Here is a 16450-nt window from a genome sequence, read left to right as displayed (position 1 = left end):
GGCTTTATTGTGCCCAATATTTTGGGTCTTTTTTACAGCGCATATGGCTAAAAATAACGTTTTTAATGGAAAAGCCTAAAAATACCATGGCGTTTCTTGTCTGAAACGCCATTATTCAGGGACGACTATTTAAATAATCCGTTAAGAATTCCACTCGGTTCAAGGCCAACGAATCAAAAGCGTAGGTCAACATCAGCAATTTAGCCTCGGTATTGGCTTGCGTTCGTTGGAATGATTGCGCCAAAAAAGTCGACCCTATTTCAACGGTTTTATTGATAAGGTTGGCGTTCATAAATCGCGTTGAGCCAATTACGCTATTTGTCGTCACATCAATAATAGCAAAGGTTAACCCCGCACCGATGTCATATTGATCGTCTGCCTTTTTAAAGAAAACGTCCATATTGTTAGGATGCGGCACAAAGGTAAAAAACAACTCCCAAAGACGTCCGTCTGTCGCAGCATGACACAACCCTTGCCAATGACATTCCGACAACGGCTCTAAACGAACAAAATTACCCTGTAAGGTAACTTTTTCAAAACACGGTTCTTTGGATATAAGGCGGTTCTCTCTAATACGGTAAGCAGCACTGTTTGCATGGGCTAGATGATAAAATAGCACCAAACAAAAAAAGCCACTACGATTTTCACCGTAGTGGCTTTTCTGTTACTAATAACGAAAGACTAGTCTTGGTTAATAAAGTAATTTACTACGTAAGCCGGTAGTTCAGCGGCAGGAACGGTAATTTGCTCCATTGTGTCACGGTCACGAACCGTCACGGGTGCACCTTCTTGTTCGATAGAATCAAAATCTACGGTCACACAAATCGGTGTACCCACTTCATCGTGACGACGATAGCCTTTACCGACATTACCCGTGTTTTCATAAAGAATACGACCCAAGCCCAATTTCTGAAGCTTGTTTTTAAGCTCTTTTGCCAAAGCAACAATTTCTGGCTTGTTCTTTTTCAGCGGCATAATCGCGACTTTAATCGGCGCTAGATGTGGCTTGAATTTAAGCACTGTACGGGTTGTACCATTTGGCAATTCTTCTTCGGTGTACGCTTCCGTGATCACCGCCAATAAACCGCGGTCCAAACCAGCAGATGGCTCGATACAGAAAGGGACTTCCCACTTATTCGCTTCAAGATCACGAATGGCAAGTTTTGCAGTTGAATGCTCGTTTTTCTTCACTTTCGCAGACAGACCGAACTCTTCTTGTGCTTTGGTATGAGAACCAAGATCGTAGTCAGTACGATTCGCCACGCCTTCCAACTCTTCAAAACCATGTGGAAAACGGTATAAGATATCCACAGTCGATTTAGAATAATGCGCTAGGTCATCACCAGTAACGTATTCAAACTCGATGTTTTCTTCTGTTAAGCCTTGATCCAACCACCACTGCTTACGCGCATTTACCCAGAATTCATGCCATTTTTCATCTTCGCCAGGCTTACAGAAAAACTCTAACTCCATCTGTTCAAACTCACGAACACGGAAAATAAAGTTACGCGGTGTAATCTCGTTGCGGAAGGACTTACCAATCTGCGCAATACCAAATGGCAAAGTACGAGAAGTAGAATCGACGACATTTTTGAAGTTAGTAAAAATACCTTGAGCCGTTTCTGGACGAAGGTAAGTGTAGGACTCTTCGTTAACCATGGGGCCAACGTTGGTTTTAAACATGAGGTTAAAGTCGCGAGGTTCTGTGACATTGCTTGATCCACAGTTATCACATACCTTGATGTCTTTCATGTGATCAGCACGCATACGAGATTTGCACTCGTGGCAATCCACCATTGGGTCTGTAAAGGTATCTTCGTGACCCGAGTATTTGTAAACGTGTTTGTTTTGAATGATCGCAGCATCCAAGCCTTCCACGTCGTCACGCTCGTATACCATGGAGCGCCACCAAGCCGCTTTTAGGTTGTTTTTTAACTCAATACCTAACGGACCATAATCGTAAGCGCCTTGCATACCACCGTAGATTTCACTGCCTTGGAAAATAAATCCGCGACGTTTACACAGGGAAACGAGTTCATCCATTGTTTTAGCTGGCATTTCGAAACACACCTTAAATAATATTCGTTGGGGAAAGCATGATCACTAGGAGGCATCACGCATAAATAATAGTCAGGCATTGTACTCTGTGGTCGTACTTCCCTCAATGGCGATTATCGTTCAGTCATCTTTCAATAAAAGAGGGATGCAGAAAAACACCCTACGCAAAAGAAAACAAAATAGCTTACTAACGAGTGAATGTCTGATATCACTGGTTTTATCTAGGGCGTTACTATTAAAATAGGGGGAACTTTTTTATTGCACATTTCGTTTTCTAAGATCAGGATTGCTGTCATGCGAACACCGAACACTTCCTTAACCACTTTACTCGGCGTATTGGGCATTATTCCGTTTGCCGCTGCAACGTATTTCAGTTGGATAGGTCAACCCTTTTTAGGGCTTTCTGGCTACACATTATTTAGCACCTACAGTGCCATTATTTTGAGTTTTCTAGGCGGTGCATTGTGGGGGCAACTGATCCACAAGGAAATCAATTCATTAGGTCGCTTTCTGCTTATTTCCAGTAACCTACTGGCGCTGGCGGCTTGGGTCGCTCTATTGATTGGCATCCCTAGCCTCTCTATTGCCATTTTGTTACTCGGTTTTATGAGTGTTTTTTGGGTCGAAGCCCGATCGCTGAAACTGATCCGTTCTCCTAACGCGCCTTATTTAAACATGCGCTTTGTCATCACCATTATTGTCTGTGTGTTACACCTAATCATGCTTTACCCACACTACTGATTGTCAGCACTACTGGTTGCCAGCGCGACTGGTTGCCAGCACTATAATGATCTAAGGCGATACTTGCTTCGTAATATTTATATACAACAAACAGTATCGCTTTTATCAATACGAGTCTGCCATCATGTTAACCATTTTTTACGACGGTCATTGCCCACTTTGCGCGGCTGAGATGAACACTTTGCGGTCGCTTGATACGCAAAAAAAATTGCACCTAGAAGACATTCACGCAGAGAATTTCAGCGAAGCTTTTCCTCATATCGACCCAATTGAAGCCGATCGAGTACTTCACGGGCAACTTGATGATGGCCGTATCATCAAAGGTTTGGACGTAACCTGCTTGGCATGGAAGTTGGTAGGAAAACACAAGTGGATGCAGGTATTGCGTTGGCCTGTTATTCGTTTCTTTGCCGACAAGAGCTATTTATTCTTTGCTCGTTATCGACATCAAATTTCATCGTTTGTTAGCGGTAAACCCCGTTGTGAGCCCTGTAAAAAAGACCGTTGTGATCTTTAATTCATCCACGGTTTCTACTCATCGAGTTGTTTTCACTTATCGATAGGAATATCAAGATGACACCTTTTTACGCTTTAGTCATTGGCGCCAGTAGTAAGATCTGCCACGCCGCCATTAAACAGTTTGAACAAGACGAAGACTGCCTCGGGGTATTTGCTGTGAGTCGCACATCCCCGTCTGAAGGATTTGCCACAGACACCCATTGGTTTGAATGTGATTACAGCGAAACCGCAATTCAGCAAGTCTGCAACGGGTTAATGCCCTTTGCTGGAAAAATAGGTAAAGTTTTGATTTGCAACGGTATATTACATGAAAACAGCATGATGCCAGAGCGTAAACTGGAAGATGTTAATGCGGCACAGCTTGAGCACACCTTTCAAGTTAATACCGTTATTCCGATGCTCTGGCTGAGTCATATTCTGCCTTTGATTAAAGGTGGAATCCCTGCTCAGGTCTCTGTCTTTAGCGCACGCATCGGCAGCATTTCAGACAATAGAACGGGCGGTTGGTACAGTTACCGTGCTTCTAAAGCCGCGTTGAATATGCTGATTCAAACGTGTTCGATCGAATACGCTCGCCGCGCTAAGAATGTAAAGTTAATCGCTTTTCACCCGGGAACGACCGATACCCCTTTGTCTAAGCCTTTTCAGCGCTCTGTACCAGAAGGTAAGTTATTCACACCTGAGTTTGTCGCCACGCAATTGTTGTCCATTATGAATACCGTCGACATGGACAACAAAGCGGCCTATTTAGACTGGAACAACCAAATCATAACTTGGTGACTCGCCACTAAGTCATATCAATGCTTAAAAACAACCGTTTGTCTTCTGTGTTTGCAGCAGGCGAACGGTGGACCATACCACGACCTAATGACATCGGCCATTCATCGCCTTTCATAATAGCCACATCCCCTATCGCCAAACGGTTAATCACTCCGCCATGGAGCAAACCACTGTTGTGATCATTTACGTTACCCCCTCGACCAAGCTGCGACCTAATCACATGAGCTTCGTGTAACCACTCACTGCCTGTTCCAGCATACGTGGATACCATGCGACATGGAATTTTATCCACATGAAAGCGAGGACACATAGCCGATGACAGAGCAGTCAGTCGCAGACCAACTTCCTTTAAGTCAAACAAGCAAGCAAACATCTCCACCAGCAAATGAATGTCCTCCAAAAATAGGTCTTTACCCTGGTGTTCAGGCAATAAACGTCGCAGTAAAGCGGTGATTTTGTCCGCATTGCCTTGAGAGCTGTAGGCAAAATTAGGCGACAACCGCAATAAAGACTGCGCGTAGTCAGCACATTCTGCCAACGACCTCTGCCATACTGTCATGCCAATATTGGGCTGATAGATATCAGCTAATACTTCTTGATGTGACGACTTCGCCACACTCAACAAGCCAACAACTTGATCAGAGTTTTCTATATTTTGCGCGCTTGCCTGCATTGCTTATCACCTTATGTATGTTGCCGCCGTTATTACAGATCAAAATGATATGTTATAACAAAACATAAATAAAGAAATTAGCGCAATAAAACCCTTACCTAAAGAAAGTGTATTACTGCAATAAAGGGTCATCCTTTGGTAACAGCTTTTGAATCCATAAAGCCAACTTATGCTTCATACTTGGCAAATCTTCTTTATCGGCAGGCAAGGCCACAATCAACTTATCTAACACCAGCAAACGATAAATGGCTTCTGTTTTTTCATTCGCTGACATGGTGGCAGAAAAGCCATCGTAACCGCGTTTTAACGCGTAATTTTCCCCTACTTGAATGGCTTTTTTACTCAACGCGATTTCATTTTTAATTTTTTTCATGCTTTCTCTCATCCTCTTGTTCTACTTTGACTTTATCAGCTTTTACAACGCTACAGCGGTTTTTCTATGGCTTTTTATCGTCTTTTTTGCCCAGCTTCTTCTGTTTTTTTGCTGTTTATTTGATCAAAAATCTTAAAATTGTCGACAATATTACTTGATAAACCGAATATTCTTATTTATAAAGACTACATTGTTAACAATTTATGAGTTTCGCTATGACCCGTTTAGCAACAGATAATTTAGCATTAATCAAGTCCGCAACCCTGTCTGAAGACCTTGCTCAACAGCTTAGCAACGCCATTGTGCAGGGACACCTTGCCCAAGGCAGTAAGATTTCAGAAGCAGAATTGGCCAAACAATACGGTGTTTCACGTGGTCCATTGCGTGAAGCCATCGTCAAACTGGAAGGGCTCGGTTTGGTTACCCGTACCGCCAATGTCGGTGCCCGGGTCATCGAACTGAACCTAAAAGACATGCTCGATACCTTTACCATGCGTGAAGCCTTGGAAGGCATGGCTGCGCGTTTGGCTGCAGAGACGATGACTCAAAATGAAGTAACCCGCTTGTATGCGTTACTTGATCAGCATCAATCTCACCTTGATAACAATCAAGACGAGCAATATATGCAACAGGGTGGCAACGATGATTTTCACCTTCGTATCATTCACGCCAGCCAAAATACCAAACTCATTCGCCTATTAACTGAAGAGCTTTACGCCATTATTCGCATGTATCGACGTCACACCTCTGATCAGCGTAGTGATCCACGCCAAGCATTACGAGAACATCGCGCGATTTTAGACGCCATTGCCAATCACGAGGGCGATCTTGCTGAACTGCTCATGCGTCGTCACATTAGCCGCGCCAGTCAATTGCTGAAACAAGCAATGGAAAAGACTGGCCTCGCGTCCCATTAAAACAACAATAAGAGGTATACCATGACAGCATTTTCTGCAGGCGCTCGTTTTAGACAAGCAGTTACCGACCATGCACCTTTGCAAGTGGTCGGCACCATTAATGCTTATTGCGCCATGATGGCGGAGCAAACTGGCCATCAAGCGATTTACTTATCAGGTGGAGGCGTCGCCAACGCTTCTTATGGCTTACCAGACCTTGGTATGACCGACTTACACGATGCATTAGAAGACGTACGACGCATTACCTCAGCGTCCAATTTGCCCTTACTTGTCGACATAGATACGGGATTCGGCGGCGCATTTAATATTGCTCGCACGGTTCAGCAAATGGAAAAGGCTGGTGCCGCTGCCATTCATATTGAAGACCAAATCCAACAGAAACGCTGTGGTCACCGTCCTAATAAAGCCATTGTCAGCCAACCCGAAATGGTTGACCGGATCAAAGCTTGTGTGGACGCCAGAACAGATGAACACTTCGTCATCATGGCACGCACCGATGCTTTGGCAGTAGAAGGCATGGAATCGGCCATTGAACGTGCCATTGCTTGTGTTGAGGCCGGTGCCGATATGATTTTCCCCGAAGCCATGATCACCTTGGATCAATACCAAGAGTTTGTCGATGCCGTCAAAGTCCCTGTATTGGCCAACATCACAGAATTTGGCGCAACACCCTTATTCAGTAAAGACGAGCTTGCCCGTGCTGGCGTCGGCCTTGTTCTGTACCCACTCAGCGCTTTTCGTGCCATGAACAAAGCGGCTCAAACGGTCTATCAACAGCTTTTACAGGATGGCCACCAGCGCAATGTAATTGACAGCATGCAAACCCGCAACGAGTTGTACGAATTTTTAAACTACCATGAATACGAGGACAAATTAGACGCACTGTTTTCACATACTTAATACGCAACACAAGATCACTGACTTTCATTTAGATTCTCGCTAAAAATAAAAATGGAGAACATTATGACTAAAGTACTTTCAGGCGCAGGACTGCGTGGACAAAGCGCGGGACAAACAGCACTCTGCTCGGTCGGAAAAGCCGCGGCAGGACTGACTTATCGTGGTTATGACATCGACGTATTGGCCGATAAAGCCAGTTTTGAAGAGGTTGCCTATTTACTGCTGTATGGTGATTTACCCACTCGCCAACAGCTCACTCAATACGAAGCCAAACTGCTGAGTTTGCGTCCACTACCCGAGACATTAAAACAAGCGCTTGAACTGATCCCAAAAGATGCTCACCCCATGGATGTCATGCGCACAGGCTGTTCGGTGTTAGGCAACCTTGAGCCAGAGAGCCCGCTGAATGATCAACAGGATGTGGCCGACAGACTGGTCGCAACCCTGCCTGCTATGGTTTTGTATTGGTATCGCTTTAGTCATGATGGCGTGCGTGTCGACACCACAAACACTGGCGTTGCCTCTCTTGCAGGGCATTTTTTAACCATGTTAAAAGACACGGCACCGAGTGACCTAGAAGTACAGGTCATGAATGCCTCCCTTATCTTGTATGCCGAACATGAATTCAATGCGTCCACTTTTACCGCCCGCGTTTGCGCCTCAACCTTATCCGACATGCACTCTTGCATTACTGGTGGCATTGGCAGTTTACGGGGGCATTTGCACGGCGGCGCAAACGAAGCAGCGATGGACATGATAGAACCCTGGCAAACCGCCGATCAGGCCGAAGCTGGACTGATGACAAAACTGCTCAACAAAGAAACCATTATGGGATTTGGTCATGCCATTTACCGTGAACGTGACCCACGTAATGACGTGATCAAGCAGTGGGCAAAAAAGCTCAGTGACGAGGTTGGAGACACCTATTTATACGCCGTCTCTGAGCGTTGCGAAGACGTGATGTGGCGGGAGAAAAAACTCTTTTGTAACGCAGACTTTTTCCATGCCAGCGCTTATCGCTTTATGGGCATTCCCACCAAGCTGTTTACACCGATTTTTGTTTGTGCGCGTGTTACAGGTTGGGCGGCACACGTGATGGAACAAAGGGCCAATAACCGCATTATTCGTCCGAGCGCCGATTATATTGGACCCGACCACACCGGCTGGATCGATATCGATCAGCGCTCATAAGGCAAAGTCGAAGGCAACGCTCATGCCGTCGCCTTCAATACATTACACATGACAAAACACATTATTGAATAAGGGAAGACAATGAGTAACAACGTAGACACCAACAATCGCCCTGATTATGATCAGGTTATTCAAGACATCGCCGACTACGTCATCCATTATAAAGTCGACAGTCAAGAAGCCCTAGACACAGCACGTAACTGCCTTATGGACACCTTAGGCTGTGGTTTATTGGCGTTACGCTTTCCTGAATGTACCAAGCATTTAGGCCCTATTGTACCTGGAACTCTGGTACCTAATGGAGCACGCGTACCCGGCACCTCACTTTCTCTTGACCCCGTTAAAGCCGCTTGGGACATTGGCTGTATTATCCGCTGGTTAGACTACAATGACACTTGGCTGGCCGCAGAATGGGGACACCCTTCAGATAATCTTGGCGGCATCTTAGCGGTTGCCGATCACCTATCTCAGGTGCGTTTAGCTCGTGGTGAAGACCCACTGACCATGCGTGAGGTATTAGAAGCCATGATCATGGCTCACGAAATTCAAGGCGTTATCGCGCTGGACAATTCGTTTAATCGTGTCGGTTTATGCCATGTGCTATTAGTGCGTGTTGCTTCTGTCGCGGTGGTCACCAAGATGATGGGCGGTGATCGCGAGCAGATTATGGCGGCGATTTCACAAGCTTGGGTCGATGGCTCGGCACTGCGCACCTACCGACACGCCCCGAATGCCGGCTCACGAAAATCTTGGGCGGCAGGCGACGCCACATCGCGAGCAGTCCGCCTAGCCGATATGTCCATGCGGGGAGAAATGGGCATTCCCAGTGTGCTTACCGCGCCACAATGGGGTTTTTATGATGTGTCTTTTGCAAAAACTAATAAAGATCAAGCCATCAAACCGGAAGCACAACGTCAATTTACTTTTCCTCAAGAATACGGCACCTATGTGATGGAGAATGTGCTGTTTAAAATTTCTTTCCCAGCGGAATTCCACGCACAAACCGCCGCCGAAGCCGCCGTTACTTTACACCCAGAAGTAAAAGACCGTTTGTCGGAAATAGACAAGATCGTCATTCGTACCCATGAGTCCGCTATTCGCATTATTTCTAAGTCAGGCCCTCTTGCGAATGCAGCCGACCGAGATCATTGTCTGCAATACATGACGGCTGTCCCGCTACTATTTGGTCATTTAATTGCCGAACATTACGAAGACAGTTTCCACGCAGCGAGCCCGATGATTGATACCTTACGAGACAAGATGGAAATCGTAGAAGACAAAAGGTTCAGTGCAGACTACTTAGACGCTGACAAGCGTTCCATTGCCAATGCCATCCAAATCTTTTTTAACGATGGCAGCAGTACAGAGGAAGTGGTTGTGGAATACCCTATTGGTCATAGACGTCGCCGGAAAGAAGGCATTCCTTTATTGGAACAAAAATTTAAACATAACCTAGCGACGCGATTCCCACCTCGTCAATGCGACACGATTTTCACCCTTTGCAAAGATCAAACAGCATTGGAAAACCACCCTGTAAACCGATTTATGGATTTACTCGTGATAGGTTAATTGGCTCTGCCTTGTGGTCGCAGTATCATGGTGCGACCACAAGGAGATTTTGTACCCTATGTCTGACAACCATCGCCACTGTTATTTGTTCACCGGCTCCAGCGAAGACACTCTGTCGGATTTTTTGCATTTGAGTCAGCATTTGTCTACCCCGCTTATTGTCACGCACGATGTGTCTCTTTATCAGGAAAAGCACGCCGATTTATTGCAAGGCAACACACTGTCACTTTGTACTTTTAAGCAGGCTCGGCAACATTTAGGTCGTAGCCATGAGGCGGTATTGCTGGATTTACAGCACGGTGTGTCAGCCAGCGCCCTCACTATTTTAGCGGGCACCGTACGCGGTCATGGTCTTTTTGCCATAGCTTTACCAGAAGACGGCTGGTGCTCTATGACCGACCAAGATCTTACCCGCTATCTGCCTTGGCCGTATCAACCCGAGCAAGTGACCTCATATTTTAAACGTTACCTATTGGAGCGTTTGTACCAAGATGACTCACCTTTTCTTCGTACCTCACTGGGTGCTCTCCCCCCTTTACCGGCCTTAGCCCCCATCGCAGACTACCCCGCCCTAACTCAAGAGCAACGTCAGGTACAACACTGTTTACTCGCTGCTCAAGCAAAAGCGTACGTATTGATTGCGCCACGTGGACGAGGAAAATCCACCCTGCTAGGAGACACCCTAGCCAAATTGCTACAAAACGGAAAAAAAGTAGCGGTCACCGCTCCCAATCAAGAGGCTATCAAGACATTAAAGCAACGCTTTGTTGCATCACTGACCAACAGTGAACAGACGTTTGATTTGCCTTTTATCGCCCCCGACGCCTTAATATTAACGTCTTCAGACACACCGATGTGGGATTACCTGTTTGTTGATGAAGCCTCGATGCTGCCTTTGCCCATGCTAAAGGCGCTCAGCAAAATCGCCATACACAACGTGTTCAGTACCACGGATTATGGTTACGAAGGGGCAGGTAAGGGGTTTGGTTTGCGTTTTTGTCGCTTCTTGGCGCACCAAAAAATCCCTCAGCACACGTCGTCATCCCCTATTATCGAGCCTTTACAACGACTCACTTTAGTGACACCGGTTCGATGGGGGGGAAATGACCCACTGGAAAATTGGGTCAATGCTACCTTCTTTTTAACCCCTTCTGATCAAACACCAAGACTGTCTCAATCTCAATCTCACGAGCAGAGCACGGCACCCCAGAAAAAACCCTGCCTTGCTTTGACTGGGGCGGACTGGCTCGCCTACCCTCAGCTTTTGGCCCAAGCATTCCATTTGTTAGTAAGTGCACACTATCAAACGTCACCCGATAACGTTCGTTGGGTAATGGATGACCCTTCTGTTACCACGTATTTATCTATTAATACCGATCAGGCCTGTCTCACTGACCCACAACACCCAACCGCACACGACCACCCACTCAACAGCGTTGCCATAGTCACGGAAGAAGGCGACTTGCCTGAGGCGTTAAGCCAAGCCGTATTGCAAGGGACACGTCGGCCTAGAGGTCATTTATTGCCTCAATCTTTGCTGGCTCACGAAGGCATAGAAGAAGCGGGACACTACCGTTATTGGCGTATTAGTCGCATTGCCACCAACCCAGATCAACAAAGACAGGGGGTGGCCAGCGACTTGCTGACCGCCATTGAAGAGGTCGCGCTGCCCAAGGTCGACTTTTTATGCACCAGCTTTGCCGCCACCACAGATGTCGTAATGTTCTGGTTGAAGAACGGCTATCGAGCGGTTCGCCTTGGCACATCAAAAGATCAAGCCAGCGGCAGTTATTCGTTAATGATGGTCAAGCCTCTCAATGACGACGCCAAACAACGTGCAAATCAATGGCATAAACACTTCGTAGCGACGTTTTCAATCAATATATTACTGCAATACGCTGATCTTCCTACCGAACTGATTATCTTGCTGTTACAAGGATCAGCAGACGATCAAGATACCCTTCTTAGCCCGCACGATAGACGCAATATCTTACTTTTTGTTGAACATCATCGCCCTTTTGACAGCATTCGCCCCTCTTTTTTAAAAGCGGTATTAACGATTATTGGACAAAAAAACGATCGCTCTTTTCACCCAGAACTCAGCGTATTATTGGAAGCCGCTCTTGGGCGAGATACGGAGGCCTCACGCCAAGCCGCTCACCTCTCTGGCAAAAAAGCCATGATGGCGATGTTCAAGACGCAACTGTCGACGCTTTTAGAGTCAAAATAGCGCTCAGACACACAAGATACATACCATTAACAATATGGGTGGGATTCCCCCCATATTGAATCTCTTTATGTGTGTAATCCCCCCTATTACATGTCATTAAAACCTCTATATTCTTTATCACTTCTTATAAATATCAATAATTTATATATAGATCAGACACTTACAGATTAAATAAAGAGTTGGCATAGATTGTGTAATAACTATGGTTAGCATCACCTGTTTTGCTCTGTCAAACGGTTGCACCAAAAACAGCGACCCGGCTAAAAATCAGGTAAACAATAATAATTCAGTTTTTGGAGTCTTATAAAAATGAAAAAAATCAGCCTTGCTTTAACCTCTCTCGCCCTTGCCCTTTCTGCTGGCACCGCGGTTGCAAACTGTGATTCAGGCGAACGCGTTGTTAAATTCAGCCATGTAACCGGCGGAACTACCCACCCTAAAGTGGTTGCAGCAAATAATTTTGCTGACCGTGTTAACAAAGAAATGAATGGCAAAATGTGTATCGAGGTGTTCCCTAACTCTACACTGTTTGGTGATTCTAAAGAGCTGGAAGCCCTATTACTGGGTGATGTTCAACTGCTTGCACCGTCTCTTTCTAAGTTTGGTTCTTACACTGAAAAATTCGGTGTTTTTGATCTACCTTTCGTTTTTAAAGACATGGATCACGCGATTCGCTTTACCAATACACCTGAAGGTAAAGACTTACTGCTAGAAATGGACGACTACGCTGGTTTCGTTGGTCTGGGTTACTGGATGTCTGGTATGAAGTACTTCTCTGCCAACAAGCCTCTTCTACTACCAAGCGATGCGGAAGGCATGAAATTCCGCGTACAAACCTCTGATGTCGCCAAGCAAATGATTTCGGCGATGGACGCTTCACCACAAGCCATGGCCTTCTCTGAAGTGTACGGCGCGTTGCAAACCGGCGTTGTCGATGGTCAAGAAAACACTTGGTCTAACACTTACACGAAAAAATTCTACGAAGTACAAGACAGCATCACAGAAACCAACCACCAGTTGTTGGCTTACTTGTTCATGACGTCTTCTGACTTCCTAGCGAGCCTATCCGATGAAGACCGCGCTCAATTTTTACAAATTGCCGATGATGTGACACAAGAAGCCAACTTGAGCGTTAAAGCCGCTGAAGCAGCAAACCGTGCCAACATCCTAAAAGCCGGTGGCAAGATCAATACCTTGACACCAGAGCAACGCCAAGAATGGGTCGATACAATGAAACCTGTTTGGACGCAATTTGAGAAATACATTGGTAAAGATTTGATCAACGCTGCCGCTGGCGCGTAATTCAAATTTTACCTTGCAGTAAGCTGACCCAAACGGGTCAGCTTTTTGTTGTCTGATTAGGAGACCCCCATGGCACTTTGGCCACATCTTTATTTATTGATTTTTATTGTCATCCTGTGGGTGCTGGAAAAGCGCTTCCCAAAGGTCATGGAGAGGGCAGAAGAAAACCTTCTAATGATCGTGATCTCGTCCATCATGGCGGTCTCTTTTGGGCAAGTAATCGCACGTTACGGGTTTAATACTGGGTGGGACGCTGCACTGGAGTTCAACACAGTGGCGTTCTCTTGGCTTATTTTATTGGGCATGAGCTACGGCATCAAAACAGGGTTACACCTGGGTGTCGACATTGTCTTAAATGCTGTTCCAAAACGCATTGCGAAAGGCTTGTCGTTATTCGGTGCCGCCGCGGCCATGCTTTACGGCTTAATCTTGCTGGATTCCACTTGGGTGGCCATGCTGGGCGTTGATGTAAGAGGCGGTGCGATCGAGTACTGGTTGAAAATGTACAAAATTGGCATAGGCTCGAACGAATTGCGTTACCCAGAATTTGTCCAAGAAATGTTTGGTTTGCGTCCACGTGTACACCGCTGGATTGTACTTGTGATTCTGCCGATCAGTTTGGCGTTGCTTGCTTACCGTTCTTTGCAAGCCTTTATCGACATTGCCCGTGGCAAACGCGACATGTTGATCAGCGGTCATGAAGCGCAAGAACTTGTCGAAGAAAACAAAAACGTCTTAAAAGACTAGCCGCAGGAGCACTATTGTGGAATCTATCATTCTCTTTTCATTGGTACTTGTCCTGCTGTTTGTTGGCTTGCCAGTGGGTATTTCGTTGGGCTTATCGTCCATCTTGTTTATTACCTTTTTCTCCCACGACTCCTTGTCGTCTGTGGCGATTTCCTTGTTCGGTGCAGGGCAACATTACACCTTGCTGGCAATCCCCTTCTTTATCATCGCCTCGTCTTATATGTCGACAGGCGGCGTGGCAAAGCGTTTGATTAACTTTGCGATTGCCAGTGTCGGTCACTTCCGTGGCGGCTTGGCGATGGCGTCTGTGTTGGCGTGTATGATGTTTGCCGCCTTGTCTGGCTCTTCTCCAGCGACCGTTGTCGCCATTGGTACGATCGCCATTGCGGGCATGACCCAAGTAGGTTACTCAAAAGAGTTCGCGGCGGGTATTATTGCCAACGCAGGCACATTGGGTATCTTGATTCCGCCTTCTATCGTAATGGTGGTTTACGCCGCGTCGGTTGATGTGTCCGTTGGACGTATGTTCTTAGCCGGGGTCATTCCTGGTCTGATGGCAGGCGGTATGTTGATGTTGGCCATTTATGTGGTCGCGCGCATCAAAAAACTTCCTGCAGAAGAATGGAAAGGGTTTGGTCACTTAGTCCGTGGTGGTAAAGAGGCTGGCTGGGGCTTGTTCCTTGTTGTCATTATCATGGGAGGAATTTACGGTGGTGTGTTCACACCAACCGAAGCCGCGGTTGTCGCAGCGGTTTACTCGATGTTTATCGCCCTCTTTGTTTACCGTGATATGGGACCATTAAAAGGCAAAACATGGACTAATGATGACGATGCACAACATGCCCGTGTCGGTTTTAACGGCACGGTTTACGGTGTGTCTTTCTTCCTTGTTTGGGAAATCATGTCTTTCTTTGTGTTTGCAGAAAGCGAAACCGTCACTGGCGGCGACCGTGCCACCTGGGGCGCGATCATGTCCGTTGCATTGGCCATCTTTTATGTTTACAAACGCGCCAGCAAACTTGAAGAGTCTATTGCCGCTTGTATCTTCGCGGGTATGCCAATTTGGGGCCGTAACTTATCGATGATGCTACGTGGCTTCTTCCCTTCTTTATTTGGTGAAGAGTCTCGCAAAGTCATGTTAGAAGGCACCAAAACGACCATCATGCTGATGTTCATTATTGCCAATGCGCTTCTATTCGCGCACACCTTGTCTGCAGAACGTATTCCACAAATGATCACAGAATGGATGCTGGGCGTCGGCTTTAACTGGTTTACCTTCCTAGTCGCAGTAAACATCTTGTTGTTGATCGGTGGCCAATTTATGGAGCCATCAGGCCTACTGGTTATCGTGGCACCGGTTGTCTTCCCGATTGCCATGGAGCTGGGGGTTGACCCGATTCACCTAGGTATCATCATGGTGGTTAACATGGAGATTGGTATGATCACACCACCGATCGGTTTGAACCTGTTTGTTACCTCAGGCATCACCGGCATGAGCTTGGCGCGTGTGGTGAAAGCCGCAATGCCATTCGTGCTCGTACTTATGGTGTTCTTGTTATTAGTGACTTACATCCCAGCGTTGTCTACGGCATTACCGTACAGCATCATGGGACCAGAAATCGTGCAATAACGATTTCAACCCCTCAAATGATCATAGCGTTTGGCGCCCATTTAGGGCGCTTTTTTTGACCTATAAATCAAAATTGGTAGGCATAACCACCACATCACGAATAGTCATACCGCGTGGTCGGGTCAGCATAAAAATCAGAATCTCGGCAATTTCGCTGGCCTCTATCAGGCTACCACTGGCTTTGGCTTGCGCTAGCTTATCTTCTGGCCAATCCGCCAGTAAACCGGTTACCACAGGACCTGGCGACACAGACCCAATGCGCAACCCATCTTTAAACACCTGGCGGCGGGTGGTCTGCACAAAACAATTGATGGCCCATTTTGATGAGGCGTAGACCGGCTCCCATGGAGTGGGATAATGGGCTGCCAATGAGCTGGTCACCACAATGTCCCCCGTTTTGCGAGCCGCCATATGTGGAATCACATCGCGCACGTTTTTCATCACCACATTGACGTTCAAATTCATCATGCGATCAATGGCATCTGGGTCCGCATCGACCAGATCGCCACCCACATACAAGCCTGCATTAGCGTGAAAAATATCAATAACGCCAACGGCCTCTAAAATACGCGGAATCAGCTGTTTACATGCTTGCGCATCCAATAGGTCAACCACCATTGGCACCGCCGCATCACCGTGCTTCTCACACAAGGCGAGTAGTGCCTCTTCATCACGGTCAACAAACACCACTTTGGCCCCTTCAGCGATCATCGCCTGCGCACTGGCCAAACCAATGCCTGATGCCGCGCCGGTCACCACGGCGACTTTTCCTTTTAACTGAGCTGGCATACATCGCCTCTTATTTCGTTTTATAATTAGA

16 protein-coding genes are annotated in these 16450 nt (G+C 46.6%); 11 read left to right on the top strand and 5 right to left on the bottom strand.

Annotated features, from left to right (window positions below):
* Window positions 1-115 precede the first annotated feature (115 nt).
* Both LG368_RS12505 and LG368_RS12500 read right to left on the bottom strand, forming a co-directional pair.
* On the bottom strand, window positions 116-619 hold the full coding sequence (locus LG368_RS12505) for a GNAT family N-acetyltransferase (protein ID WP_226755064.1): 504 nt from the start codon (window positions 617-619) through the stop codon (window positions 116-118).
* 62 nt (window positions 620-681) lie between these two features.
* Window positions 682-2058: a glycine--tRNA ligase gene (locus tag LG368_RS12500; protein ID WP_226755063.1), complete on the bottom strand. Its 1377-nt coding sequence runs from the start codon at window positions 2056-2058 to the stop codon at window positions 682-684.
* Window positions 2059-2352: 294 nt separating this feature from the next.
* Between LG368_RS12500 and LG368_RS12495 the strand changes: the two genes are divergently transcribed.
* From LG368_RS12495 to LG368_RS12485, 3 genes are all read left to right on the top strand, one after another.
* Entirely contained in the window at window positions 2353-2799 is a 447-nt protein-coding gene (locus LG368_RS12495; RefSeq protein ID WP_226755062.1) for a DUF3429 domain-containing protein, read from the top strand.
* Window positions 2800-2923: 124 nt separating this feature from the next.
* Complete coding sequence (locus tag LG368_RS12490) at window positions 2924-3316, top strand: thiol-disulfide oxidoreductase DCC family protein (protein ID WP_226755061.1); 393 nt, start codon at window positions 2924-2926, stop codon at window positions 3314-3316.
* Window positions 3317-3372: 56 nt separating this feature from the next.
* Window positions 3373-4098 (top strand): SDR family NAD(P)-dependent oxidoreductase, encoded by a 726-nt coding sequence (locus LG368_RS12485; protein ID WP_226755060.1) that lies wholly within the window; start codon window positions 3373-3375, stop codon window positions 4096-4098.
* 7 nt (window positions 4099-4105) lie between these two features.
* Here LG368_RS12485 and LG368_RS12480 read toward each other — a convergent pair whose 3' ends face one another.
* Together LG368_RS12480 and LG368_RS12475 are read right to left on the bottom strand one after the other, a co-directional pair.
* On the bottom strand, window positions 4106-4771 hold the full coding sequence (locus LG368_RS12480; RefSeq protein WP_226755059.1) for a DUF1826 domain-containing protein: 666 nt from the start codon (window positions 4769-4771) through the stop codon (window positions 4106-4108).
* Window positions 4772-4883: 112 nt separating this feature from the next.
* Window positions 4884-5144 (bottom strand): DUF5062 family protein, encoded by a 261-nt coding sequence (locus tag LG368_RS12475; RefSeq protein ID WP_226755058.1) that lies wholly within the window; start codon window positions 5142-5144, stop codon window positions 4884-4886.
* Window positions 5145-5359: 215 nt separating this feature from the next.
* Here LG368_RS12475 and LG368_RS12470 point away from each other — a divergent pair, with 215 nt between their 5' ends.
* The 8 genes from LG368_RS12470 to LG368_RS12435 all read left to right on the top strand — a co-directional run bounded on the left by LG368_RS12470 (window position 5360) and on the right by LG368_RS12435 (window position 15630).
* Window positions 5360-6061 carry a GntR family transcriptional regulator gene (locus tag LG368_RS12470; RefSeq protein ID WP_226755057.1) on the top strand — a complete coding sequence of 234 codons (702 nt, stop codon included), beginning with the start codon at window positions 5360-5362 and terminating at the stop codon, window positions 6059-6061.
* Between the two features lie 21 nt (window positions 6062-6082).
* Window positions 6083-6961, top strand: a complete 879-nt coding sequence (gene prpB / locus LG368_RS12465) for a methylisocitrate lyase (RefSeq protein ID WP_226755056.1) — start codon at window positions 6083-6085, stop codon at window positions 6959-6961.
* A gap of 60 nt (window positions 6962-7021) precedes the next feature.
* Complete coding sequence (gene prpC / locus LG368_RS12460; RefSeq protein ID WP_226755065.1) at window positions 7022-8152, top strand: bifunctional 2-methylcitrate synthase/citrate synthase; 1131 nt, start codon at window positions 7022-7024, stop codon at window positions 8150-8152.
* Between the two features lie 81 nt (window positions 8153-8233).
* Entirely contained in the window at window positions 8234-9721 is a 1488-nt protein-coding gene (gene prpD, locus LG368_RS12455) for a 2-methylcitrate dehydratase (protein WP_226755055.1), read from the top strand.
* Window positions 9722-9779: 58 nt separating this feature from the next.
* Window positions 9780-11951 (top strand): tRNA(Met) cytidine acetyltransferase TmcA domain-containing protein, encoded by a 2172-nt coding sequence (locus tag LG368_RS12450; protein WP_226755054.1) that lies wholly within the window; start codon window positions 9780-9782, stop codon window positions 11949-11951.
* 309 nt (window positions 11952-12260) lie between these two features.
* Window positions 12261-13253 (top strand): TRAP transporter substrate-binding protein, encoded by a 993-nt coding sequence (locus tag LG368_RS12445; protein WP_226755053.1) that lies wholly within the window; start codon window positions 12261-12263, stop codon window positions 13251-13253.
* Between the two features lie 69 nt (window positions 13254-13322).
* On the top strand, window positions 13323-14000 hold the full coding sequence (locus tag LG368_RS12440; protein WP_226755052.1) for a TRAP transporter small permease: 678 nt from the start codon (window positions 13323-13325) through the stop codon (window positions 13998-14000).
* Window positions 14001-14016: 16 nt separating this feature from the next.
* Window positions 14017-15630, top strand: a complete 1614-nt coding sequence (locus LG368_RS12435; protein WP_226755051.1) for a TRAP transporter large permease — start codon at window positions 14017-14019, stop codon at window positions 15628-15630.
* 60 nt (window positions 15631-15690) lie between these two features.
* Here the strand turns inward: LG368_RS12435 and LG368_RS12430 are convergent, their stop codons facing one another.
* Entirely contained in the window at window positions 15691-16419 is a 729-nt protein-coding gene (locus tag LG368_RS12430) for an SDR family oxidoreductase (RefSeq protein WP_226755050.1), read from the bottom strand.
* Between the last annotated feature and the right edge of the window lie 31 nt (window positions 16420-16450).

Source organism: Marinomonas algarum (assembly GCF_020532605.1).
Taxonomy (GTDB): domain Bacteria; phylum Pseudomonadota; class Gammaproteobacteria; order Pseudomonadales; family Marinomonadaceae; genus Marinomonas; species Marinomonas algarum.
This window is presented reverse-complemented; position numbering and strand designations above follow the sequence as displayed.